General features: G+C 68.8%; 21 protein-coding genes. 16 read left to right on the top strand and 5 right to left on the bottom strand.

Going from position 1 to position 22,660, the window contains the following annotated elements; genetic code table 11:
* Positions 1-24 precede the first annotated feature (24 nt).
* Together AC3WVS_RS28625 and AC3WVS_RS28620 are read right to left on the bottom strand one after the other, a co-directional pair.
* Positions 25-405, bottom strand: a complete 381-nt coding sequence (locus AC3WVS_RS28625; RefSeq protein ID WP_492321342.1) for a helix-turn-helix domain-containing protein — start codon at positions 403-405, stop codon at positions 25-27.
* Positions 402-659: a type II toxin-antitoxin system RelE family toxin gene (locus tag AC3WVS_RS28620; protein WP_492321341.1), complete on the bottom strand. Its 258-nt coding sequence runs from the start codon at positions 657-659 to the stop codon at positions 402-404. The genes AC3WVS_RS28625 and AC3WVS_RS28620 overlap by 4 nt, the downstream gene beginning before the upstream one ends.
* 128 nt (positions 660-787) lie before the next feature.
* On the opposite strand from AC3WVS_RS28620, the gene AC3WVS_RS28615 reads away from it, so the two are divergent.
* The 12 genes from AC3WVS_RS28615 to AC3WVS_RS28560 all read left to right on the top strand — a co-directional run bounded on the left by AC3WVS_RS28615 (position 788) and on the right by AC3WVS_RS28560 (position 11,697).
* Positions 788-1,429: a TonB-dependent receptor domain-containing protein gene (locus AC3WVS_RS28615; RefSeq protein WP_492321340.1), complete on the top strand. Its 642-nt coding sequence runs from the start codon at positions 788-790 to the stop codon at positions 1,427-1,429.
* Positions 1,327-2,220, top strand: a complete 894-nt coding sequence (locus tag AC3WVS_RS28610; protein ID WP_492321339.1) for a cobaltochelatase subunit CobN — start codon at positions 1,327-1,329, stop codon at positions 2,218-2,220. Before AC3WVS_RS28615 ends, AC3WVS_RS28610 begins: the two co-directional genes overlap by 103 nt.
* Before the next feature lie 44 nt (positions 2,221-2,264).
* Positions 2,265-2,774, top strand: a complete 510-nt coding sequence (locus AC3WVS_RS28605) for a MotA/TolQ/ExbB proton channel family protein (RefSeq protein WP_492321338.1) — start codon at positions 2,265-2,267, stop codon at positions 2,772-2,774.
* Positions 2,771-3,118 carry a DUF2149 domain-containing protein gene (locus tag AC3WVS_RS28600; RefSeq protein WP_492321337.1) on the top strand — a complete coding sequence of 116 codons (348 nt, stop codon included), beginning with the start codon at positions 2,771-2,773 and terminating at the stop codon, positions 3,116-3,118. The genes AC3WVS_RS28605 and AC3WVS_RS28600 overlap by 4 nt, the downstream gene beginning before the upstream one ends.
* Positions 3,119-3,134: 16 nt before the next feature.
* Entirely contained in the window at positions 3,135-3,971 is an 837-nt protein-coding gene (locus AC3WVS_RS28595) for a ChaN family lipoprotein (protein WP_492321336.1), read from the top strand.
* 394 nt (positions 3,972-4,365) lie between these two features.
* Entirely contained in the window at positions 4,366-5,334 is a 969-nt protein-coding gene (locus AC3WVS_RS28590) for a Bug family tripartite tricarboxylate transporter substrate binding protein (RefSeq protein WP_492321335.1), read from the top strand.
* 230 nt (positions 5,335-5,564) lie between these two features.
* Positions 5,565-6,038, top strand: a complete 474-nt coding sequence (locus AC3WVS_RS28585; protein ID WP_492321334.1) for a tripartite tricarboxylate transporter TctB family protein — start codon at positions 5,565-5,567, stop codon at positions 6,036-6,038.
* A gap of 32 nt (positions 6,039-6,070) precedes the next feature.
* Positions 6,071-7,585, top strand: a complete 1,515-nt coding sequence (locus tag AC3WVS_RS28580; protein WP_010811346.1) for a tripartite tricarboxylate transporter permease — start codon at positions 6,071-6,073, stop codon at positions 7,583-7,585.
* A 124-nt stretch (positions 7,586-7,709) separates the two neighbouring features.
* Positions 7,710-8,768 carry an AbrB family transcriptional regulator gene (locus tag AC3WVS_RS28575; protein WP_492321333.1) on the top strand — a complete coding sequence of 353 codons (1,059 nt, stop codon included), beginning with the start codon at positions 7,710-7,712 and terminating at the stop codon, positions 8,766-8,768.
* 50 nt (positions 8,769-8,818) lie between these two features.
* Positions 8,819-9,241 (top strand): PaaI family thioesterase, encoded by a 423-nt coding sequence (locus AC3WVS_RS28570; RefSeq protein ID WP_492321332.1) that lies wholly within the window; start codon positions 8,819-8,821, stop codon positions 9,239-9,241.
* A gap of 22 nt (positions 9,242-9,263) precedes the next feature.
* Positions 9,264-10,160, top strand: coding sequence for a patatin-like phospholipase family protein (locus AC3WVS_RS28565; protein WP_492321331.1), 897 nt, complete (start codon positions 9,264-9,266; stop codon positions 10,158-10,160).
* A 67-nt stretch (positions 10,161-10,227) separates the two neighbouring features.
* Positions 10,228-11,697, top strand: a complete 1,470-nt coding sequence (locus AC3WVS_RS28560) for a dihydrolipoyl dehydrogenase family protein (RefSeq protein ID WP_492321330.1) — start codon at positions 10,228-10,230, stop codon at positions 11,695-11,697.
* A gap of 3 nt (positions 11,698-11,700) precedes the next feature.
* Here the strand turns inward: AC3WVS_RS28560 and AC3WVS_RS28555 are convergent, their stop codons facing one another.
* Together AC3WVS_RS28555 and AC3WVS_RS28550 are read right to left on the bottom strand one after the other, a co-directional pair.
* Positions 11,701-13,155 carry a sensor histidine kinase gene (locus AC3WVS_RS28555; protein ID WP_492321329.1) on the bottom strand — a complete coding sequence of 485 codons (1,455 nt, stop codon included), beginning with the start codon at positions 13,153-13,155 and terminating at the stop codon, positions 11,701-11,703.
* A gap of 2 nt (positions 13,156-13,157) precedes the next feature.
* Positions 13,158-13,832, bottom strand: a complete 675-nt coding sequence (locus AC3WVS_RS28550; protein WP_010811352.1) for a response regulator — start codon at positions 13,830-13,832, stop codon at positions 13,158-13,160.
* A 296-nt stretch (positions 13,833-14,128) separates the two neighbouring features.
* Between AC3WVS_RS28550 and AC3WVS_RS28545 the strand changes: the two genes are divergently transcribed.
* A complete protein-coding gene (locus AC3WVS_RS28545) occupies positions 14,129-15,223 on the top strand; it encodes an ABC transporter substrate-binding protein (RefSeq protein WP_492321354.1) in 1,095 nt (364 codons plus the stop codon).
* Positions 15,224-15,232: 9 nt separating this feature from the next.
* On the opposite strand, the gene AC3WVS_RS28540 is transcribed toward AC3WVS_RS28545, so the two are convergent.
* Complete coding sequence (locus tag AC3WVS_RS28540; protein WP_492321328.1) at positions 15,233-15,976, bottom strand: TetR family transcriptional regulator; 744 nt, start codon at positions 15,974-15,976, stop codon at positions 15,233-15,235.
* 619 nt (positions 15,977-16,595) lie between these two features.
* Between AC3WVS_RS28540 and AC3WVS_RS28535 the strand changes: the two genes are divergently transcribed.
* The 3 genes from AC3WVS_RS28535 (at position 16,596) to AC3WVS_RS28525 (ending at position 22,552) form a co-directional block, all read left to right on the top strand.
* Positions 16,596-17,846, top strand: coding sequence for an efflux RND transporter periplasmic adaptor subunit (locus AC3WVS_RS28535; RefSeq protein ID WP_492321327.1), 1,251 nt, complete (start codon positions 16,596-16,598; stop codon positions 17,844-17,846).
* Between the two features lie 63 nt (positions 17,847-17,909).
* Positions 17,910-21,062: an efflux RND transporter permease subunit gene (locus AC3WVS_RS28530; protein WP_492321326.1), complete on the top strand. Its 3,153-nt coding sequence runs from the start codon at positions 17,910-17,912 to the stop codon at positions 21,060-21,062.
* A 2-nt stretch (positions 21,063-21,064) separates the two neighbouring features.
* Positions 21,065-22,552, top strand: a complete 1,488-nt coding sequence (locus AC3WVS_RS28525; RefSeq protein WP_492321325.1) for an efflux transporter outer membrane subunit — start codon at positions 21,065-21,067, stop codon at positions 22,550-22,552.
* Positions 22,553-22,660: the final 108 nt, after the last annotated feature.

Genomic DNA, 22,660 nt, shown 5'->3' with positions numbered 1-22,660 from the left:
TTTCTTGCTCCCCGTAACCTCGTCTCAGCCTTCTCCCTGGTCTGCCAGCATCTCCCAGGGTACGTCCAGCGCCTTCGCCAGCTTCCGCAGCGCGTCGTGGCTGCCGGGTCGGGAGCGGTTCTCGATCTGGCTGAGATAGGGCTTGCTCAGGCCGCAGGCCCGGGCAAGCGCGTCCTGTGTCATCCGGCGGTAATTGCGCCAGGCCTTCACTGGGTGATCTCCCGCCAGCTCGGCGTCCAGCACCGCGGCAGGCACCCGGAAGCCATCGTCCTCGGCCTTGGCAGCATCGAACAAGGCGACGTCGTCGGCAGCTTCGATGAGATGCTTCACGCGTTCCCAGACCTCGATTGGCACCACCGCAAACTCGCGACGGCCATCCCGCTCGATGAATTGGATTTCGGTCATTGGTAGGCGCCTCCACGGGAACTGACCGCCAGCACCAGGATTACTAGCCGGCCGTCTTCAATCTGGTACAGCACGCGCCAGTCACCCACCCGCAGCCGGTAGCCATCGCGGCCGGCGAGCTTGGTGGCGTTCGGGTTCGGAGCATAGGGATCCACGGCAAGGGCATCGATCTTTGCGCGGATCCTTGCCGCTACGTTCCTGGGCATTGCCTTCAAGGCCTGCACGGCTTGCTTGGTGAACTCGATGGCGTACATGGGTATGTTAGCGAGGCGCTAACACCGTCGCAAATAAAGTTTGCAACGGGTTGCTGGGCCGGTCTCCAACATTGCACACATGTGGTACTGCCGCCACATCCTTTGATCTAAGGGATCCCTCCGACCTGATGCACGGTCGCAAGGCCGGCGGCGAGCTGGGCCTGAACTGGAACGGCATCGACAGCGGCTTCGGCCAGACCGCCGGCCCGTCCGACCCGGCCTGCCTGCCCGGCCTGCGCGCGACCTACCAGTACCGCAACCAGACCAGCGTGCGCATCTACGGCGCCGAATGGCGCGGCACGTGGCGCTTCCTGCCGCAATGGCGCGTCGACGGCGCGGTGGCCTATGCGCACGGCAACAACGAGCAGACCGGCCAGCCGCTGAACAGCGTGTCGCCGCTGCGCGCGAGCGCGGGCCTGAGCTGGGAGCGCACGCCGGGCCGGGGCGCGGGCATTCGCTGGCGCGGCGCGCGTCCGGTCACGCGCACCGACGATACCTCGTTCACCTACTTCAAGCCGTCGGGCTACGGCGTGGTCGACCTGCAGGCGTGGTCGCGCTTCAACCGCTACGTCAGCGTGGCGCTGTCGGTGAACAACCTGTTCGACAAGAAGTACTGGCTGTGGGGCGATGTGCGCCAGACCGGCGTCGCGGCCACCGAGCCCGGCTGGTGGCGACCGACCGCTACGAGGCCCACGGCGTTGACGACAAGCTTGCCGCACAGCTGCATGCGTACTACGTCAACGGCGGCCGTGCCAACTTCAGCGCGATGATGCGCACGCTGGCCGCGCAGCAGTTCCGCCTGCGCGCCGACGGCGATATCCCGGCACCGGTCGCCTTCCCCAAGGCGGCCTACTACCATCCTAAGCTGGCCAACGTCATCACCATCTCGCCGGAAGAAGCGCTGGCTGCGTCCGGCAGCAGCGGCCCGGTGATCGGCATCGCCATCCACCAGGCCTATGTCTCGGGGCTGGACAGCGCCTTTATCGACGACCTGATCCGCCGCCTGGAAGCCCGCCATGCGCGCGTGCTCACCTTCTACGGCCCGGTGATGGATGCCGACGGCATCCTGCGCATGGCCATGCCCGAAGGCAGGCGCCTGGTCGACGTGCTCATCAACGGCCAGATCATGCTGAACCCGCAGGGGCGCAAGGCCGAGTTCGAAAAGCTCGACGTGCCCGTGATGCAGGTGATGCCCTACCGCAAGGGCGATGCGCAGGCGTGGCAGGACGGCTTCGGCATGCAGGCGCCGGCGGCGCCCCGCGCTGCCAAACCTGCCGCGCCGGCAAGGCCCGCTGCGGCCGAACCCGCACCGGTGCCGCCGCCAGCGCCGAACCAGTCCCAACCCCAGCCCGTGCAGGGCATGCAGCTGGTCGAGCGCCAGCCGCCCGCGGCCGCCATCGTGCCGGTGCTGTCGTGGCTGGCCGGCGCCGTCGCGCTGGCCGCGGCCATCGCCGGCGGCGCCATCAGCGCGCGGCGCCGCCAGGCGGCTGCCGGCGGCGCCATCAGCGCGCGGCGCCGCCAGGCGGCTGCCGGCGGCAGCTGGATACCGGGACCGCGTTGAACGGTTGGCCAAAGCATCCATTGAATACTTGAAAACGACCCATCATGACCCCTACCCTGCTTGAAACCCTGATGTACGACGTCGGCCAGCTGTTCCTGATCCCGACGCTGGCGCTGATCGCGCTGCTGTTCCTGTATGCCTTCTGGGCGCTGGGCGAGTTCGCCATGCAGGCCTGGCTGCGCGCGCGCCATCCGATTGAAAGCGGGCGCGGCTACGTGCTGGTGACGTGGGCGCGCCGGCACAAGGTGGCAAATGCCGATGCGCTCGACGTTGCCGCGCACCGCCTGCTGGAACGCCCGCGCATCGCCACGCGCGTGGCGCCGATGCTGGGGCTGGTGGCCACCATGATACCGATGGGTCCGGCGCTCAAGGGCCTGTCCGGCGGCAACCTGGCCAATGTGGGCGAGAATCTCACCATTGCCTTCTCCGCGGTGATCCTGGCACTGATCGCGGCCAGCATCACCTTCTGGGTGGTCAATGTGCGCCGCCGCTGGCTGGCCGAGGAGCTGGTGTGGCTGCGCCAGTCGCGGCCGCAATGGGAGCCCGCGGAATGAAGTTCCTGGAAGAGAGCGAAGCCGACGACCCGATCCTGTCGGTGGTCAACCTGATCGACGTGTTCCTGGTGGTGATCGCCGCCCTGCTGGTGGCGATCGCGCAGAATCCGGCCAACCCGTTCACGCATGACGACGTGACCATCATCACCAACCCGGGCAAGCCCAATATGGAGATCGTGTCGCGCCAGGGCGAGAAGGTGGTGCGCTACCAGGCCAGCGGGCAGGTGGGTTCGGGCGACGGCATCAAGGCTGGCGTAGCCTATCGGATGAAGGATGGGTCAATGGTGTATGTGCCGGAGCAGGCGGGGCAGCAGGCCGCCGGCCCCACCACCACAACGAGATGAGGAAAGGATCTTGGTGATGTCATTGCGTTTGCCTGTCGCCAGCATGCTGGCCGCCGCTGTTGCTGTGCTCGCTACCGGCTGTGCGGCCACGCGCCCCGCTCCCGAGGCGGTCAGCGCCGCCTTCGCCGGCAAGTCCTACGTGCTGCTGGGCGAGGTCCACGACAACGCCGCCGCGCAGCAGCAGCGCCTGGCCGCGCTGACGCGCGCCATCGAGCAAGGCTGGCGCCCGGCCATCGCCATGGAGCAGTTCGACCGCGAGCGCCAGCCCGATATCGAGCGCGCCCGCCGCGAGCGCCCGCGCGATGCCGACTACCTGATCGCCCAGGCCGGGGGCGGTGCCTGGCAATGGCCGCTGTACCGGCCGGTGGTGGCGCTGGCGCTGCAGTACGACCTGCCGCTGGTGGCGGCCAACCTGTCGCGCGCCGACGCCGGCAAGATCGTGCGCGGCGGACTGGACAGCCTGTTCCCGGCCGGCGAGCGCCAGCAGCTGGGCCTGTCCGGTGCGCTGCCCGACGACCTCGTGGCCGCGCAGACGGCGGTGCTGGACCTGGGCCACTGCGGCAATTTCCCCAAGGCCATGCTGCCCGGGATGCTGGCGGCGCAGGCCGCGCGCGATGCGGTGATGGCGCAGACGCTGCGCCCCTACGCGCAGCGCGGCGCGGTGCTGATCGCCGGCAACGGCCACGTGCGGCGCGACATCGGCGTGCCGCGCTGGCTGGGGGCGGGCGTGGGGCAGGTGGTCAGCGTGGGGTATGTGGAAAACCCGCCTGCCGACGGCGAGTTCGACATGGCCGTGGTGGTGCCGGCGGTGGCGCGCAAGGACCCGTGCCTGCAGGCGAAGCCGGCGGCGTGAGGCCGAATGCTCCCAAGCGGCTCGAGCTAGTCTCGAGGTTTGCTCCCTCTCCCCTCAGTGGGAGAGGGGCGCAAACCGGCGGCATGCCGGGGCGCCATCCACGTAAACCCCGACCATTTCTCCCCCCAATTGACAGCCTTTTGACAGTTTCCGCCGCCTAGAATCCGCCCCATGACCGGTAATTCCGGTCTGACGTTCACCAAAAGTCCAAGAACAGTCCCGGCCACGCCCCGCCGCGCCGGACAGGAGACAAGCACCGGCACTGCGCCTTGCGCGCAGTCCGCCAGGCTGTCTTCCCGTCCCCCGCAACGCAGTGGCAGCCGGAACGCCCGGGTCGGATCGCGGCTGCCAGCAGGCTGGCATGGCGCATCCCCGGTAACACCAGGAGACCGCTATGCGCCGTACCTATTCCCGCCTGGCCCATGCCGTGATGGCATCGGCCGCCGTTGCCGCCACCTTCGCCGCCGCGCCGGCCTTTGCGCTGGACAGCGTCAAGGTCATGATCGGCGCCAACCCCGGCGGCGGCTTTGACCAGACCGGCCGCTCGCTGGGCGCCGCGATGATTGCCGCGGGCCAGGCCAAGACCGCTTCATACGACAACAAGGGCGGCGCCGGCGGCACCATCGCGCTGACGCAGTTCGTCAATACCGACAAGGGCAACCCCAATGCGCTGATGGTGGTGGGCGCGGTGATGGTGGGCGCGATCGAGACCAACAAGCCGCCGGTCACGCTGAAGAACGCCACCCCGATCGCACGCCTGTTCGCCGACACCATGGTCATCACCGTGCCGGCCAGCTCCCCGATCAAGTCGATCAAGGACCTGACCACGCAGCTCAAGGCCAACCCGGGCAGCGTCAGCTGGGGCGGCGGCTCCAAGGGTTCGATCGACCACATCCTGGCCGGCCTGATCGCCAAGGAATCGGGCGTCGATCCCAAGAAGATCAACTACGTGCCGTTCCAGGGCGGCGGCGAAGCCTCGGCCTCGATCATGGGCGGCCACGTGACGGTGGGCATTGCCGGTGTGTCGGAATTCCTGCCCTTCATCAAGAGCGGCAAGATGCGCGCGCTGGCGGTGACCTCCAAGGACCGCACCGCCGATATCCCGACGCTCAAGGAGCAAGGCGTGAACGTCGAGATCTATAACTGGCGCGGCGTGTACGGCGCGCCCGGCATCAGCGCCGAGCAGCGCAAGGCCATGATTGACGCGGTGGTCAAGGCCACCGAGAGCCAGGCCTGGAAGGACACGCTGCAGAAGAATGACTGGACCCCGTTCCTGCTGACCGGCGACGAGTTCGGCAAGTTCGTCGACAGCGAATCGGCCCGCCTGGGCGGCTCGCTGCGTGAACTGGGCGTGGCCAAGTAAGTACTGCCGGCAGCACCCAAACCGGCAGTACCGCATCAACCTGCTTTACCTGTCGTGCCTGCCAACCCCGCCGGTGAACCCGGCGGGGGGAAAACGGCGCAGGGCCCGGTGTCCACCTGCGATACCAGACAAATAACCATATGTCGCCGGGCCCTGCCGCCGCGCGGGCAGCACCTGCCAGCGTCGCGGACGCCAGCACCCATGCTGGCGACAAAGGCCAAGGAGTCTCCATGAAACCCTCGCACCTCGCCATCGGCATTGCCGTGCTGGCGCTCTCGCTGTTTTTCTTCCTCGGGCTGTCCGGCATTTCCGGCGACGAGGGCTACGCCGGCCTGTCGCCGCGCTTCGTGCCCACGCTGGTGGCCGTCGGCCTGGCCGTGTGCGGCGCGCTGCTGACCTGGCAGGGCGTGCGCGGCGGTTTTCGCAACATGCCGGAAGAAGATGCCGAGCTGCCCAACGCGCCGCACAACTTCGGCGGCTTCCTGTGGGTGGCCGCGGGCCTGGTGCTGAACATGGCGCTGATCGGCACGCTTGGCTTCGTGATCGCTTCCACGCTGCTGATGGTGTGCGTGGCGCGTGGCTACGGCAGCCGCCGCATCGTGCGCGACGCGCTGATCGGCCTGTGCATCACGGTGCCGATGTGGGCGCTGTTTGAATTCCTGCTCGGCATCAACCTGCCGCTGCTGCCCATCGCCGGCTTCTGAGCCCGCCCGCCCGTCCAGCAAGGAGTCTTCGAATGGATACCCTGAACCAGCTGATGCACGGCTTTGCCGTGGCCATCACGCCGATCAACCTGATGTGGGCCCTGGTGGGCTGCTTCCTTGGCACTGCCATCGGCGTGCTGCCGGGCATCGGCCCCGCGCTGACGGTGGCGATGCTGCTGCCGCTGACCGCCAAGGTGGAACCGACCGCCGCGCTGATCATGTTCGCCGGCATCTACTACGGCGCGATGTACGGCGGCTCGACCACCTCGATCCTGATGAACACGCCGGGCGAGTCTTCCACCATGGTCACAGCCATGGAAGGCAACCTGATGGCCAAGAACGGGCGCGCCGGCCCGGCGCTGGCCACCGCGGCGATCGGCTCGTTCGTGGCGGGCACCATCGCCACGGTGATGCTGTCGATGTTCGCGCCGGTGGCGGCGGACGTGGCGCTGCAGTTCGGCCCGGGCGAGTACTTCATGATCATGCTGCTGGCCTTCACCACGGTCTCGGCCGTGCTGGGCTCGTCGCTGCTGCGCGGCATGACCGCACTGTTCCTGGGCCTGGGCATCGGCCTGATCGGCATGGATTCGCTGTCGGGCCAGACCCGCTATTCGATGAACGTGCAGGAGCTGTACGACGGCATCGACATCGTGGTGGTGGCGGTGGGCCTGTTCGCGGTGGGCGAGGCGCTGTTCAACGCGTTCTTCCCGCAGCCGGCAGGCACCTTCAACAAGCTCAGCTCGGTCCACATGAACAAGTCGGACTGGAAGCGCTCGATCCCGGCGTGGATCCGCGGCACCTTCATCGGCTTCCCGTTCGGGCTGATCCCCGCCGGCGGCGCCGAGATCCCGACCTTCCTGTCGTATGCCACCGAGAAGAAGCTGTCGGACCACAAGGAAGACTTCGGCAAGGTCGGCGCGATCGAAGGCGTGGCCGGCCCCGAAGCGGCCAACAACGCCGCAGTGACCGCGACGCTGGCCCCGCTGCTGACGCTGGGCATCCCCACCTCCAACACCACCGCGATCCTGCTGGCCGCGTTCCAGAACTACAACCTGCAGCCGGGCCCGATGCTGTTCCAGACCTCGGGCGACCTGGTGTGGGGCCTGCTGGCGTCGCTGTATATCGGCAACGTCATGCTGCTGGTGCTGAACCTGCCGGCGATCGGGCTGTGGGTGCGCATGCTGCGCGTGCCCACGCCGCTGCTGTACGGCGGCATCCTGATCTTCGCCGGGCTGGGCGCCTACGGCATCCGCCAGTCGTGGTTCGACCTGCTGCTGCTGTTCGTGGTCGGCCTGCTGGGCATGGTGATGCGCCGCTTCGACTTCCCCACCGCGCCGGTGATCGTGGGCATGATCCTGGGGCCGATGGCCGAGAAGCAGCTGCGCAATGCGCTGTCGATCGGCCAGGGCGACTGGACCCTGTTCCTGCGCCAGCCGATCTCGGCCACCATCCTGGCGCTGACCGTGGCGGTGGTGGTGATCCCGCGCCTGTTGCGCTGGCACGCGACCCGCACCTCGGCGCACGCGCAGGCCGACAACGCGGCCTGATGCACGCGATCTTGCGGTAAGCTTTGCGAGGCCCGCACGCCAATGGTGTGCGGGCCTCTTGTCTTTCGTCTCTCGTTTTCCAAAACAACAAGGCGCCGGCGCTTCCGTGCCAGGCCGCTGAACCATGCGTCTCTTCTCCAACCCCTGGCTGTCCGCGCTGCCCACGCTGGCGCTCGGGCTGGCCGCCGCCCTGCTCTGCTCCGCGCTGCATACCCCGCTGCCGTGGATGATCGGCCCGCTGCTGGCCGTGGCCGCCGCGCGCATGGCCGGGGCCGACCTGCGGGCGCCGTCGCAGGCCCGCAATGCGGGCCAGTGGGTGATTGGCGCGTCGCTCGGGCTCTACTTCACGCCGGACGTGGTGGCGCGGCTGGTGGAGTACCTGCCCTACATCATTGCCGGCTCGCTGTTCGCGCTGGTGCTGGGCGCGGGCGGTGCCATCCTGCTGCGGCGGACCACCGGCGTGGCCTTCAAGACCGCGTTCTTCTCCACCGCCATCGGCGGCGCCTCGGAGATGGCCAACCTGGCCGAGCGCAACGGCGCGCGTATCGACCAGGTGGCGGCCGCGCATTCGCTGCGGGTGCTGATGGTGGTGGTGACCGTGCCGGCCATCTTCCAGTACGGCGGCATCCACGGGCTCGACCCCTATATCCCCGGCCCGCGCGTGGTCAGCGCGCCGGGGCTGCTGGCGCTGGTCGCGATCACGCTGGGCGTGGCGCTGCTGGTGAAGCGGCTGAACATGCCCAACCCGTTCGTGATCGGCACATTGCTGGCCGCGGCGGTGCTGACCGCGTCCGGGATCGAGCTGTCGGCCATCCCCACCTGGATGAGCCGTGCCGGCCAGCTGCTGATCGGGGTCTCGCTGGGGGTGCGCTTCTCGCGCGAGTTCCTGCATACCGCGCCGCGCTTCCTGTCGGGCGTGGCGCTGTACACGGTGATCGCACTGGTGGTGTCGGCGCTGCTCGGCTGGGGGCTGGCGGCGCTGTCGGGCGCGCACCCGGCCACGGTGATCCTGGGCACCACGCCGGGCGGCATTGCCGAGATGTGCATCACGGCCAAGGTGCTGGAGGTGGGGGTGCCGCTGGTGACCGCGTTCCACGTGATCCGGATGGCCTTCGTGGTGCTGGCCACCGGCCCCCTGTATCATTGCCTCAAACATCGCGTCGCGCCGGAGGAGACAGAGTAGCGGTCCGTCACAGGACGGCTACGGTGCGGCCAGCCAGAACCAGGAGCGCCATGTCCGAAGCCGCACCGCAATTCAGCCTCACCGATATCGATGCCACGCTGGAGCGCGTGCTGGCGCCATGGGTGCGCCAGCTCGGCCTGCGTGCCGAGGCCGTCGATGCCCAGGGTGTCACGCTGCGCCTGCCGTTCAGCGAATCGTTCCGCCATGCGGGCGGCGTGGTCTGCGGCCAGGTGCTGATGTCCGCCGCCGATACCGCCATGATCGTCGCCGTGGCCAGCGCGCTGGGCGCGTTCCGCCCGATGACCACGGTCACGCTCACCACCAACTTCATGCGCCCGGTGATCGACGGCGACGTGCTGGTGCGCGCCAACGTGCTGCGCCTGGGCAAGACCGTGGTGTTCGGCGAGATCAAGCTGACTGGCACCGACGGCAAGCTGGCGGTGCAGGCCACCACCACCTACGCCCTGCTCTGATCCGCTCGCAACGCCAGCGTCCATGACTTCCGGCCACACCCATCCCTTCGACCAGGTCGTCTTTGCCGGCGGCGGCAACCGCTGCTGGTGGCAGGCGGGCTGGTGGGACACGGTCGCGCCGGAACTGGAGCTGCGCCCGCGCGTGATCGCCGCGATCTCGGCCGGTGCGGCGACGGCGTGCATGGTCTATGCGCACGACTCGCACCAGACCATGGACTACTACCGCGAGGTGCTGTCCAACAACCGCCGCAATGCCTACTGGGGCAACCTGCTGCGCAATGAGCGCGTGTTCCCGCACTACGGCATCTACCGCACCGCGCTGCTGACGATCTTCGCCGACGGGCGCCTCTCGCACCTGCAGCAGGCGCCGGAGATCCGCATCGGCGTGGCCCATATCCCGCGCTGGAGCGGCCCGCGCCTGGCGGTGGCAGCGGGGCTGCTGGCGTACAACATCGACAAGCATGTGCTCAAGACGCTGCACCCGCGGCTGGGGCGCAAGCTGGGCTTCCGGCCGGAGTTCGTGCGCGCGCAGGACTGCGATTCGCCCGAGCAGCTGGCCGACTTGCTGCTGCAGTCGGCCTCCACGCCGCCGTTCACGCCGGTGCTGCGCCGCGGCGGCCGCCCGGTGCTGGACGGCGGGCTGGTCGACAACGTGCCCGTGGACGCGCTCGATGCCACCCCGGGCAATGTGCTGGTGCTGGTGACAAGGCTGTATCCGCGCCCGCGCCGTTTCGTGCTTGAGCAAGGCGGCCAGCGCCGCCTGTACCTGCAGCCCTCGCAGCGCGTGCCGATCTCGAGCTGGGACTACACCCGGCCCGATGCCATGACGCACGCCTACGAGCTGGGCCGCCGCGACGGGGAAACTTTCCTGCGCGAGTGGCCGTCGATCCTGAATACCGAACTGCGGCCCGCTGCCTAGTGATTCGTTTGCTGGCGCTGGCCTGATTGTTGTCGATGCGGCCCGCGTGCCGCGACAGGAGGCATGGATGACTAAGCGCCAGACAACCCCCGCCGGGGCCAAGGAACCGCGGCGCGCCCGCGAGGTCAGCGCGGCGCCGCCGGTGGAGCAGGTGCCGCGCGTGCGCGACGGCCGCACGCGGCGCAACGACAAGGTGCGCAAGGCAGACCTGGTGGTGATCGGCGGCGGCTCGGGCGGCGTGGCCTGCGCGCGGCGTGCCGCCGCGCACGGCGCACGCGTGATCCTGGTCGAGCGCGATGCCATCGGCGGCACCTGCGTCAACCGCGGCTGCGTGCCCAAGAAGATGCTGTCCTACGGCGCCGGCTGGTCGGCCATCCTGTCGGGCTGCCTGTCGCATACCGGCGGGCGTGAGGACTGGCGCGACGCCATCGTGCGCGTCAATGCCGAGGTTGCGCGGCTGAACGCGGGCTACACCCAGCGCCTGCACGAATCCGGCGTGGAAATCCTGCGCGGCGACGCGCTGGTCACCGGCAAGGACGAAGTGCGCGTCGGCGACGAGACCATTCACGCGCGCCGCATCCTGATTGCCACCGGCGCGCGCCCGCGTGACCTCGAAGTCCCGGGCGGCGAACTGGCCGCCAGTTCCGACGACGTCTTCACCTGGCAGACCGTGCCGGGTTCGATCGCGGTCATCGGCGGCGGCTACATCGGCGTGGAGCAGGCCTCGATCCTGTCGCGCTACGGCGTCAAGGTAGACCTGATCGTTGCCGGCGACCGGCTGCTGCCCCACTTCGACCACGACATCTCCCGGTCGCTGGCCGAGGCACTGACCGCGCGCGGCGTGCGCCTGCACCTGAACGCCAGGGTGCACCTGCTGAGCCAGGCCAACGGCGCGGTTGAAGTGTGTTACCGCCCCACCGACCGCCCGGGCCAGACCGAGGCTGTGCGCGCGCAGGCCGCGCTGGCGGCGATCGGGCGCATTTCCAACGTGCAGGGCTTCGGGCTCGAGGCGCTTGGCGTGGACTTTGGCGACAAGGGCGGCATCCGCGTGGACCGCCAGTTCCGCAGCAACGTGCGCGGCATCTACGCGCTCGGCGACGCCGTCGACGGCCTGCACCTGACCCCGGTGGCCACCGCGCAGGGCCGCTGGCTGGCCGACCGCCTGTACGGCCGGCGCGGCGAACGCGCCGATTTCGACTTCGTGCCCACCGCGGTGTTCTGCGAGCCCGCCATCGGCGCCGTGGGCCTGACCGAGGCCCAGGCGATCGCAGCCGCCGGCAAGCCCGATCGCATCCGCACCGTGGTCAAGCGCTTTGTCTCGCTGGAAAACCGCTTTGCCGGCACCTCCCACCAGTCGATGTTCAAGCTGGTGCTGAACGCGCGCAGCGGGCGCGTGCTCGGTGCGCACCTGATGGACGACGCCGCGCCCGAGATCGTGCAGACGCTGGCGGTGGCATTGCGGCTGGGCGTGCGCGAATCGCACCTGCAGACCACGGTGCAGCTGCATCCGACGGTGGCGGAGGAGTTATATGGTTAGGGGTTATTCGCCGATGGGCAGCTTCAGCACCGCGCGCACGCCGGTGCCCTGCAAGCCGTCGCCAAGCTCCACCGTGCCGCCAAAGCGCGCCGCCATCTCGCGCGAGATCGCCAGCCCCAGCCCGGAGCCCGGCTCCGCATTGCCCACGCGCCGGTAGAAGCGCGCGAAGACCTTCTCGCGCTCTTCGGCCGGAATGCCTGGCCCATCGTCTTCCACCACCAGGCAGGCGGTCTGGTCGGCGCGCGTGGCCGACAGCGTGATGCGGCTGCCGCGTGGCGAGTACTGGATTGCATTGTGGACCAGGTTGGCCAGCGCCTCGCGCAGCAGCGCGGGGTCGGCGCGCACCGGCAGCTTCAGCCCCGGCACCGGCTCCCAGCCGAAGTCCTGCTGCTTGCCGCGCGCCAGCGGCAAGTAGTCCAGCGCCACCTGCTCGGCCACGGTGACGGCGTCGATGATGTCGATGCCATCGGCTTCCTGGGCGGCTTCGCCGTGGTGCTGGCGTACCCGCGCCAGCGCCAGCAGCTGGTTGGTCAGGCGCGCGGCCTGCTCCAGCTGGGTGACGATGCCGCCCACGGCTTCGCCAGCGGCCTGGCGCGCGGCTTCGGGGTCGGGCGCGCGCAGCTGGCGCTGGGCGTATTCGGCCTGGGTCTTCAGGATGGCCAGCGGCGTGCGCAGCTGGTGCGCGGCGTCGGCGATGAACTGGGCCTGCGACTGCGCCATCGCCGCGGAGCGCGACACGTGCAGGTTGACCGCGTCGACCAGCGGGCGCACCTCGGCGGGCACGCGCTCGAACGTGAGCGGGGCCAGGTCGTCCGGCGAACGCGCTTCCACGTCGTCGCGCACGCGCGCCAGCGGGCGCAGCACGTAGGTGACGCCGCCCACCAGGATGCCGGCGCTCAGCAGGATCAGCAGCAGGTCGCGCGCCAGCGCGCTGCGCCAGACCGTGCCGATCAGCGTGGTGCGCGGCTCGGCGGTCTCGGCCACCTGGATGATCACGCGCATGCGCGCGTCCGGGCGGTATACCGGCCGCGCCATCGCGGCGATGCGCACGGCCTCGCCCAAATATTCGGCGTCGTAGAAGCGCGGCTGGTTGTTGACGAGGGGGCCGGCAGGCAGCGGCAGGTCGTCGTAGCCGGTGACGGTCTCGACCTGGCCGGCGCGCTCGGTCGACACGCGGTAGAACACATGGGTCTGCGCCGCGGTCTCGAACATCTCCATGGCGGCATCGGGCAGGGTCAGCTGGACGTTGTCGCCAGCCATGCCGATGGCACTGTCGATGGCGCGGATCGAGCCATAGAGCGAGCGGTCATAAGCCGTGTTGGCGGCGTCGCGCAGGGTGCCGTAGGTGAGCCAGGTGTCGATCGCCATCATCGCCGCCAGCGCCGGCACCAGCAGCAACAGCAGTTGCCGGCGCAGGCTGCCGCGGCGCCAGGACGGGACGCGATGGCGCCGCGCCATCTTCAGCGCCCGGCCTCGGGCTCCAGCAGGTAGCCGAAGCCGCGCAGGGTGACGATGGTGACGCCGTGCCCGGCCAGCTTCTTGCGCAGCCGGTAGACCAGCACCTCGATCGCGTCGGGCGAGACATCGGCGTCGAGCGAGAACACCTTGTCGAGCAGCTGCGCCTTGGTCAGCGGCTGGCCGCTGCGTGCCAGCAGCGCGCCCAGCAGGGTCGATTCGCGCGGGGTCAGCGCCAGCGGGGCGCCGTCCAGCGTGAAGCTGCGGGTCTCGCCGTCGAACACCAGCGTGCCGCACTGCAAGCGCGGATGCGCGCGCCCGCGGCTGCGGCGGATCAGCGCCAGCAGCCGCGCTTCCAGCTCGGCAATGGCAAAGGGCTTGGGCAGGTAGTCGTCGGCGCCCAGGTTCAGGCCGCGCACGCGTTCGTCCAGCGTGTCCTGCGCGGTCAGGATCAGCACCGGGGTGCGGTCGTCGCGCGCGCGCATGGACTTGAGCACGGCCAGCCCGTCCTTGCCGGGCAGGCGCAGGTCGAGCAGCACCGCGTCGTATTCCTCGGCCTGCAGGCGGGCCTCGGCCTGCAGCCCGTCGGCGACATGCTCGATCACAAAGCCGCCCTGCTCCAGCGCGCGGGCGACCCAGCGTGCCAGTTCGATTTCATCCTCCACCAGCAGGATGCGCATGCCGGTCTCCTCCTCTGCCGGTTTGGTCCATGTTTCAGTCGCGGCGGCGGAAAACGCCCGCACAACAGGGGGCTGCACCGATGGAGCGCGCCCGCCGCGGGCGCCTATAATACCCCCGCCCCGCTGGTCCCGGCGCGTGTTGTCCGTGCGCCCGCTCCCTTCCACAGGCAGTTCTTCCGTTTCCGACCACCGTGCCCACGCGTCCACCCCCGCCGTCCCTGCCGTGCGCCTGCGAGCCGCCTGCCTCGGGGCAGCGCCGCCGCCTGCTGGGCGCATCGCTGCTGGCCGGCGCCACCTTGTCGGCTGCGTGGCCCCTTCATGCCCAGTCTAGGCCCCCGGCGCCACCGCCGGGGTATCCGTCCGGGTATGACGCCACCATCGCCGGCGCCATGCGCGAAGGCATGGTCACGGTCTATGCATCGACCGACCTGAAAGTGGCGCAGCCGCTGATCGCCGCGTTCGAGGCGCGCTACCCGGGCATGCGCGTGCACTACCAGGATCTCAACACGATCGAGCTGAACCAGCGCTTCCTGGCCGAGACCGCGGCGCTGGGCGGCAGCCGGCCCGCGCCCGGTGCGGCCTTCGCCGACGTGCTGTGGAGCACGGCGATGGACCTGCAGATCAAGCTCGTCAACGACGGCCATGCGCAGCGCTACGCCTCGCCCGAGCGCGGCGGCCTGCCCGGCTGGGCGGTGTGGCGCGACGAGGCCTGGGGCACCACCTTCGAGCCCGCGGTGATCGTCTACAACCGCCACCACCTGGCCGGCATGCGCCCGCCGCGCAGCCGCAGCGGGCTGGCGCGGCTGCTGCAGGAGCACGCGCCGCGCTGGCATGGCAAGGTGGTGACGTATGACGTGGAGCGCTCGGGCGTGGGCTACCTGCTGGCGCAGCAGGATGCGCGCATGGGCAGCGAGTTCTGGTACCTGGCGCAGGCGCTGGGGCGCGCCGGGGTGCAGCTGTCGGCGTCCACTGCCGAGATGATCGAGCGCATCGCCAGCGGCGAGCTGGTGATGGGCTACAACCTGCTGGGTTCGTACGCGCTGTCGCTGATGGAGCGTGGCGCGGCCATCGACGTGATCGCCCCGCGCGACTACACCCTGGTGATGTCGCGGGTGGCGTTTATTGCCCGGCGCGCGCCGCGGCCCAATGCGGCGCGGCTGTGGCTGGACTACCTGCTCTCGCGCGAGGGCCAGGCGCTGCTGGCCAAGTCGACCTCGCAGCTCTACACCATCCGCACCGATACCGACAGCGTGCACACCGCGGCGGCATTGTCCGAGCGGCTGGGCTACGCGCTCAAGCCGATCAGCGTCGGCCCGGGCCTGCTGGCCGCGCAGGACGCGATGCGCAAGCGCGCATTCCTGGCGCGCTGGCGCGAGGCCATGCGCGGCTGAGCGCGCGGCTCAGGGGACCAGGTCGCCGGTATCGAGCCCGCCCGGCTGGCCGTTCGGGCAGGCCTGCTGGCACAGCGTGGACAGTTCCCGGTCCAGCGCCGCCATCGGGCGCGGCACGTAGCCGTGGCGCAGCGCCGGTGAGAACTTCAGGGTATCGATGAAGGCGTCGGACATGCGCTCGGCGTTGGCGTCGAGGTCGAAGTCCTGCGGCGAGAACAGCCAGTGCGCCAGCACCCCGCCGATGGCGGCATGGAAGGCGTTGACGGCCAGGTCCAGGTCCAGGTCGGCGGGCAGCTGGCCGCGCTCCAGGGCCAGGCGCAGGTGCTCGCGCATCTTGATCAGGCCTTCCTGGTGCGACTGGCGCTGGCGCTCGAAGATGGCGCCGTTGTCCTGCACCATTTCGCACTTGTGGAAGATGATCTCGAACACCCGGCGCCAGCGCGGGTTGACCACGGTCTGGCGCATTACATAGGCGCAGATGTCGCGGATGCCGCCGAGCGGGTCTTCCTGGCGCGCGAGCCGCTCGGGGTCGCACAGCGCTTCCACGGGCAGGTTGACGCGGTCGCACATGGCGGCGAACACATCGCTCTTGTTCTTGAAGTGCCAGTAGATCGCGCCGCGCGTGACACCCGCCGCCTCGGCGATGTCGGCCAGCGACGGGCGTGCCACGCCGCGGGCGTGGAACACGGCTTCGGCCGCGTCGAGAATCCGGTGGCGCGTTTCAAGCGCCTCTTCCTTGGTACGTCTGACCATTTTTGTCTCTGGTGCCGGCGGCATGACGCGATCGAGCCGTCATGGCCAGCCTTGTTAGTTCTCCCTGGGTGCGGCCCCGCTGTGGCAGCCGCACGGGCCGGCGCACGCGCCGGCGGGTCGTTGTCGTCACATGCCAATGTGCTTGCAGCTTGCGAGCCGACACGACGGCGCGCATCCTAACCCGAGCCGGCGGTTTGCGCCGTGATTCCGAACGGGTAGGGAGGCAATTCGGACTGGCCGGTTGGGTTTGACCGGGGCCAGGATCCGTATTCCAGCGGCCCCGCTGCGCAGGTTGTGCGCCGAAAGGCCCTTCTGCAACATCGACTTAACATACATGCTTGAATGTATATATAATACGCGCTTGCCCGGCATTCGGCCAGCCGCCTTCTGTGACATACCCAGCACAGCTGGCAATCCCTGCCGCAGGCCAGCCGGTCATGAATCCAGTCGTTACATAAAAGCCACCGTTCGTCGCATTTGACATTGCGACGCCGCGAATTGTGGCTAGCATCACGCTTTTGTCCGCCGCAAACCGTGCGGCGGGCTGTGTCGTTTCCGTTTGTCGGATGACAGGTCGGGACGATGCGGCAGATCTCAAATTGCCATCATGGGGTTATCGATGAGGAAGTCCCAACGTATCCGTTGCGTTGCTGCCTATGCACTAGCGGCGCTGTCTGCCGTGGCGCTTGTTGCCTGTGGCGACAAGAAGGCCGAAGGCGGCGCTCCGCCCCCGCCGGAAGTGGGTGTGGTGACCGTGACGCCGTCGCCGGTCGCCGTCGTCAATGAACTGCCGGGCCGCCTGGAAGGCATACGCACGGCCGAAGTGCGTGCTCGCGTCGAAGGCATCGTGCTGTCGCGCAACTACACCGAGGGCGGCGAAGTGAAGGCCGGCCAGGTGATGTTCCGCATCGACCCGGCACCCTACCAGGCCACGCTGGCTTCGGCACAGGCCGCGCTGCAGCGCGCCGAGGCCAATGCCGTCTCGGCGCGCCTGAAGGCCGACCGCTACAAGCCCCTGGTGGCCGTCAACGCGGTCAGCAAGCAGGAGTACGACGACGCCGTGGCCTCCGCCGGCCAGGCCAACGCCGACGTGGCTTCGGCCAAGGCGGCGGTGCGCACCGCCCAGATCAACCTGGGCTACACCACCGTGACCGCGCCGATCAGCGGCCGCGCCGGCCGTGCGCTGGTGACCGAGGGCGCGCTGGTGGGCAAGGGCGAGGCGACCAAGCTGGCGCTGGTGGAGCAGGTCGACCCGATGTGGGTCACCTTCACCCAGCCGGCTTCGGAAGTCACGCGCCTGCGCCGCGCCATCGAGTCCGGCGTGGTCAAGGGCGTCAACGGCGGCGCCAACGTGCGCCTGTTCGTGGAAGACGGCCGCGAGTACGAGCACACCGGCAAGCTGCTGTTCTCGGACATGACGGTCGACCCGACCACCGGCGCGATCACGCTGCGTGCGCAGTTCCCGAACCCGAAGCGCGAGCTGCTCTCGGGCACCTTCGTGCGCGTGAAGATCGAGCAGGGCGTGGACGAGAACGCACTGACCGTGCCGCAGCGGGCGCTGATCCGCGGCGCGCAGGGTGCCAGCGTGATGGTGGTGGGCACGGACGGCAATGTCGCGGCGGTGCCGGTCAAGGCGCCGCAGGCCATTGGCGACCGCTGGGTGGTGACCGAAGGCCTGAAGGGCGGCGAGAAGGTGATCGTCGAGGGCCTGCAGAAGGTCAAGGTCGGTGCGCCGGCCAAGGCGGTGCCGTTCAAGCCGGCCGGGGCCTCGGCACCGGCCGCGGCGACGGCCTCCGCCCCGGCGGCGCCGGCCTCGGCCCCCAAGGCCGAGGGCCCGCAGCAAGCCAAGTCTGACGCCAAGCAAGGCTGAACCCTGCCGTACCACCAATACGGCAAATACGGCTAGACCGCTAGACCAAGAGGGAGCCAGTTTATGGCCAAGTTTTTTATCGACCGGCCGGTGTTCGCGTGGGTGCTCGCGCTGATCATCATGCTGGGCGGCATATTGGCGATCCTGCAGTTGCCGATCGCGCAATATCCGAACATCGCCCCGCCGACGATCTCGGTCACCGCCACCTACCCGGGTGCGTCGGCCAAGACGCTGGAGGATTCCGTCACCTCGGTGATCGAGCAGGAGCTCAACGGCGCCCCTAACCTGCTCTACTACAACTCCACCAGCGAGTCGTCCGGCCTGGCGAGCATCACCATCGCCTTCGCGCCGGGTTCGAACGTCGACCTGAACTCGGTCGAAGTGCAGAACCGCCTCAAGCGCGTGGAAGCGCGCCTGCCGGCTGAAGTGCGCCAGCAGGGCGTGCGCGTGGACAAGGCCGGGAACAACTACATGATGTTCCTGACCGTGTCGTCCAAGTCCGGCACGGCTGACGCGATCCAGCTCGGCAACTATGTCTCGGCGCAGGTGATCGACTCGATCCGCCGCGTGCCGGGCGTGGGCCAGGCCGACCTGTTCGGCACCGAGTACGCCATGCGGATCTGGCTGGACCCGGCCAAGCTGACGGGCTACAACCTGACCCCGACCGACGTCACCGCCGCGGTGGGCGAGCAGAACATCCAGGTCGCCGTGGGCGAGCTGGGCGGCACGCCCTCGCCCAAGGGCACCGAGCTCAACGCCACCGTCACCACCGAAAGCCGCCTGACCACGCCTGAGCAGTTCGGCAACATCCTGCTGCGCACCAACCCGGATGGGTCCTCGGTGCGCATCAAGGACGTGGGCCGGGTCGAGCTGGGCGGCGCCGACTACTCGACCCAGGCCCGCACCAACGGCAAGCCGTCGGCGGCCATCGCCATCAAGCTGGCCCCGACCGGCAACGCGCTGGCCACGGCCACCGCGGTGCGCGCCAAGATGGAAGAGCTGTCCAAGAACTTCCCGGCGGACTACCAGTACTCGGTGCCTTACGACACCTCGGCCTTCGTCAAGATCTCGATCGAGGAAGTGATCAAGACCCTGCTCGAAGCCGTGGTGCTGGTGTTCCTGGTGATGTACCTGTTCCTGCAGAACTTCCGCGCCACGCTGATCCCGACTCTGGTGGTGCCGATCGCGCTGCTGGGTACGTTCGGCGCGCTGCTGGCGTTCGGCTTCTCGATCAACGTGCTGACCATGTTCGGCATGGTGCTGGCCATCGGTATCCTGGTGGACGATGCCATCGTGGTGGTCGAGAACGTCGAGCGGATCATGAGCGAGGAAGGACTCTCGCCACGTGAAGCCACGCGCAAGGCCATGGGCCAGATCACCGGCGCCATCGTCGGCATCACGCTGGTGCTGACCGCGGTGTTCATCCCGATGGCATTCTTCTCGGGCTCGGTGGGCAACATCTACCGCCAGTTCTCGCTGTCGCTGATCTCGTCGATGGCGTTTTCGGCGCTGCTGGCGCTGACGCTGACCCCGGCGCTGTGCGCGACGCTGCTCAAGCCCGTGGAAGCCGGCCATCACCATGAGAAGACGGGCTTCTTCGGCTGGTTCAACCGCACCTTCGCGCGTTCGGCCACCAGCTACCAGGGCGTGGTCGCGCGCATCCTCAAGCGCTCCGGCCGCTACCTGATCATCTACGCGGTCATCATCGTCGGCGTGGTGGTGCTGTTCAAGCGCCTGCCGTCGTCGTTCCTGCCCGACGAGGACCAGGGCTACATGATCACCGTGGTGCAGCTGCCCAACGGCGCCACTCAGGACCGTACCATCGGCGTGCTCAAGCAGATCGAGGACTACTACCTGCAGAAGGAAAGCAAGGTGGTTGACCAGATGATCACGGTGGCTGGCTTCTCCTTCTTCGGCCGCGGCCAGAACGGCGGTATCGCGTTCGTGCGCCTGAAGGACTGGAAGGAGCGCACCGGCGACGGCGAGACCGCGCAGGCGCTGGTCGGCCGTGCCTTCGGCGCGCTGTCGTTCATCAAGGACGCGATTATCTTCCCGCTCAACCCGCCGGCGATTTCCGAGCTGGGCAACTCCTCGGGCTTTGACTTCCGCCTGCAGGACCGCACCGGCCAGGGCCACGCCAAGCTGATGGAAGCGCGCAACATGATGCTCGGCATGGCCGCGCAGAGCCCGGTGCTGATGGGCGTGCGCCCCGAAGGCCAGGAAGATGCGCCGCAGCTGCAGATCGACATCGACCGCGAGAAGGCCAAGGCGCTCGGCGTCACGGTGGCGAGCATCAACTCGACGCTGTCGATTGCGTTCGGCTCGAACTACGTCAACGACTTCATCTATGAAGGCCGGGTGCGCAAGGTGATCGTGCAGGCAGAAGGCTCGGACCGCCGCCTGCCGGACGACCTGACCAAGCTGCGCGTGCGCAACAGCAACGGCGACATGGTGGCGTTTGCCGCGTTCGCGACCTCCAAGTGGGTGATGGGCTCGCCGCGCCTGGAGCGCTACAACGGCATGCCGGCGGTGAAGCTGGCGGGCCAGGCCGCGCCGGGCCGCAGTACCGGTGAAGCCATGCGCGTGATGGAAGAGAACTTCGCCAAGCTGCCGCCGGGTTTCGGCTTCGAGTGGTCCGGCCAGTCTTATGAAGAACGCCTGGCCGGCTCGCAGGAACCGATCCTGTACACGCTGTCGCTGATCATTGTGTTCCTGTGCCTGGCCGCGCTGTATGAAAGCTGGTCGATCCCGTTCTCGGTGCTGCTGGTGGTGCCGCTGGGCGTGCTCGGCGCGCTGCTCGGCGTGACGCTGCGCGGCATGCCCAACGACGTGTACTTCAAGGTGGGCCTGATCGCTACGATCGGCTTGTCGGCGAAGAACGCCATCCTGATCGTGGAATTCGCCAAAGACCTGCAGGCGCAGGGCAAGGGCCTGATCGAAGCCACGCTGGAAGCAGTGCACCTGCGTTTCCGCCCGATCCTGATGACGTCGATGGCGTTCATCCTGGGCGTGCTGCCGCTGGCGATCGCCACCGGTGCGGGTTCGGCCAGCCAGCGCGCCATCGGTACCGGCGTGATTGGCGGGATGATCACCGCCACGGTGCTGGCGATCTTCCTGGTGCCGGTCTTCTTCGTGGTGGTGCGCAAGCGCTTCAAGGGCAGTGCGCGCCAGCGCATGCTGGACCAGAAGTGGCACGAGCCGAAAGAGGAAATCTGAACATGACCAAGACTCTGACCACACTGCTGCTGGTGGCCGGCGTTCTGACGGGGTGCACGCTCGCGCCCCACTATGACCGCCCTGCCCCGCCGGTGGCAGACAGCTTCCCGGTGGCGCCCGAGGGCTACGCCACCGCCGAGGTGAAGAGCGGCGAGACCCGCCGCGCCGTCGACATCGGCTGGCGCGAGTTCTTCCGCGACCCGCGCATGCAGACGCTGATCGCGACCGCGCTGGAAAACAACCGCGACCTGCGCACCGCCGCGCTGCGCATCGAGGAAGCGCGCGCGCTGTACCAGGTGCAGCGCGCCGACCTGCTGCCCACGGTGAACGCGACCGGCGGCTACACCCGGGCCCGCACCACCGCTGCCCAGTCGGCAACGGTGCTCGGCCAGCCCGGCGTGACCGAGGTCTACCAGGTGGGCCTGGGCATCACGTCGTATGAGCTGGATTTCTTCGGACGCGTGCGCAGCCTGTCCAATGCCGCGCTGGCGCAGTACTTCGCCACCGAAGAGGCACGCCGCTCGGCGCAGATCTCGCTGGTGTCGGAAGTTGCCAAGGCCTACCTGGCCGAGCGCTCCTTCGCCGAGCAGTACGACCTGGCGCGCGACACGCTGAAGGCGCGTGAAAGCACCTACGGCCTGGCCAAGCAGCGTTTCGAGGCGGGCGCCACCTCGGCGCTGGACCTGCGCGACAACGAATCGCTGGTGGCGCAGGCCCGCGTGGCCGCGGCGCAGCTGGCGCGCCAGCGCGCGCAGGCGCAGAACGCGCTTGAAGTACTGGTGGGCAAGCCCATCGGCAGCATCGAGAACCTTCCGGCGCCGGTGCGCCTGTCGGACGAGCGCATCATCAGCGACATCCCGGCCGGCCTGCCGTCGGAGCTGCTCGAGCAGCGCCCCGATATCCGCCAGGCCGAGCAGTTGCTGCTGTCGGCCAACGCCAATATCGGCGCGGCGCGCGCGGCGTTCTTCCCGCGCATCACGCTGACCGCCAGCGCGGGCACCATCAGCCCGACGTTCTCGGGACTGTTCGATGCTGGCACGCGCGCGTGGTCGTTTGCGCCGCAACTGGTGCTGCCGATCTTCGACTATGGCCGCAACCTGTCGAACCTGGACCTGGCCAATGTGCGCAAGAACATCCAGATCGCCAACTACGAGAAGACCATCCAGACGGCCTTCGCGGAAGTGGCCGATGCACTGGTGGCGCGCGGCACGCTGGAAGACCAGGTCACCGGCCAGGAAGAGGTGCGCAACGCGGAACAGGCACGTTATGAACTGGCGCGCCTGCGCTTCCGTAGCGGCATCGCCAGCTACCTGGACGAGCTCGATGCGCAGCGCCAGCTGTTCACTGCCGAGCAGGCGCTGATCCAGGCGCGGCAGCTGCGGCTGAACAATGCGATCGACTTGTACCGGTCGCTGGGCGGTGGCTTGCAGGAGAGCAGTCCGGTGGCGCAGCAGGGGACGCCTGCTACGTCGGGCACCGTCACGCAGTAAGGTCAGCCTGCAGCGCTTCCCGCGCCGCTGGTTTGCTCCCCTCTCCCGCAAGCGGGAGAGGGAGACCACAATCGGTCAATCAAGAACCAGCGGTACTGCCGCTGGCTT

Source organism: Cupriavidus sp. CPT47-8839-RL05A (genome assembly GCF_058792255.1).
The sequence above is the reverse complement of the archived record's forward strand: the minus strand, read 5'-3'. Positions and strand labels throughout refer to the sequence as shown.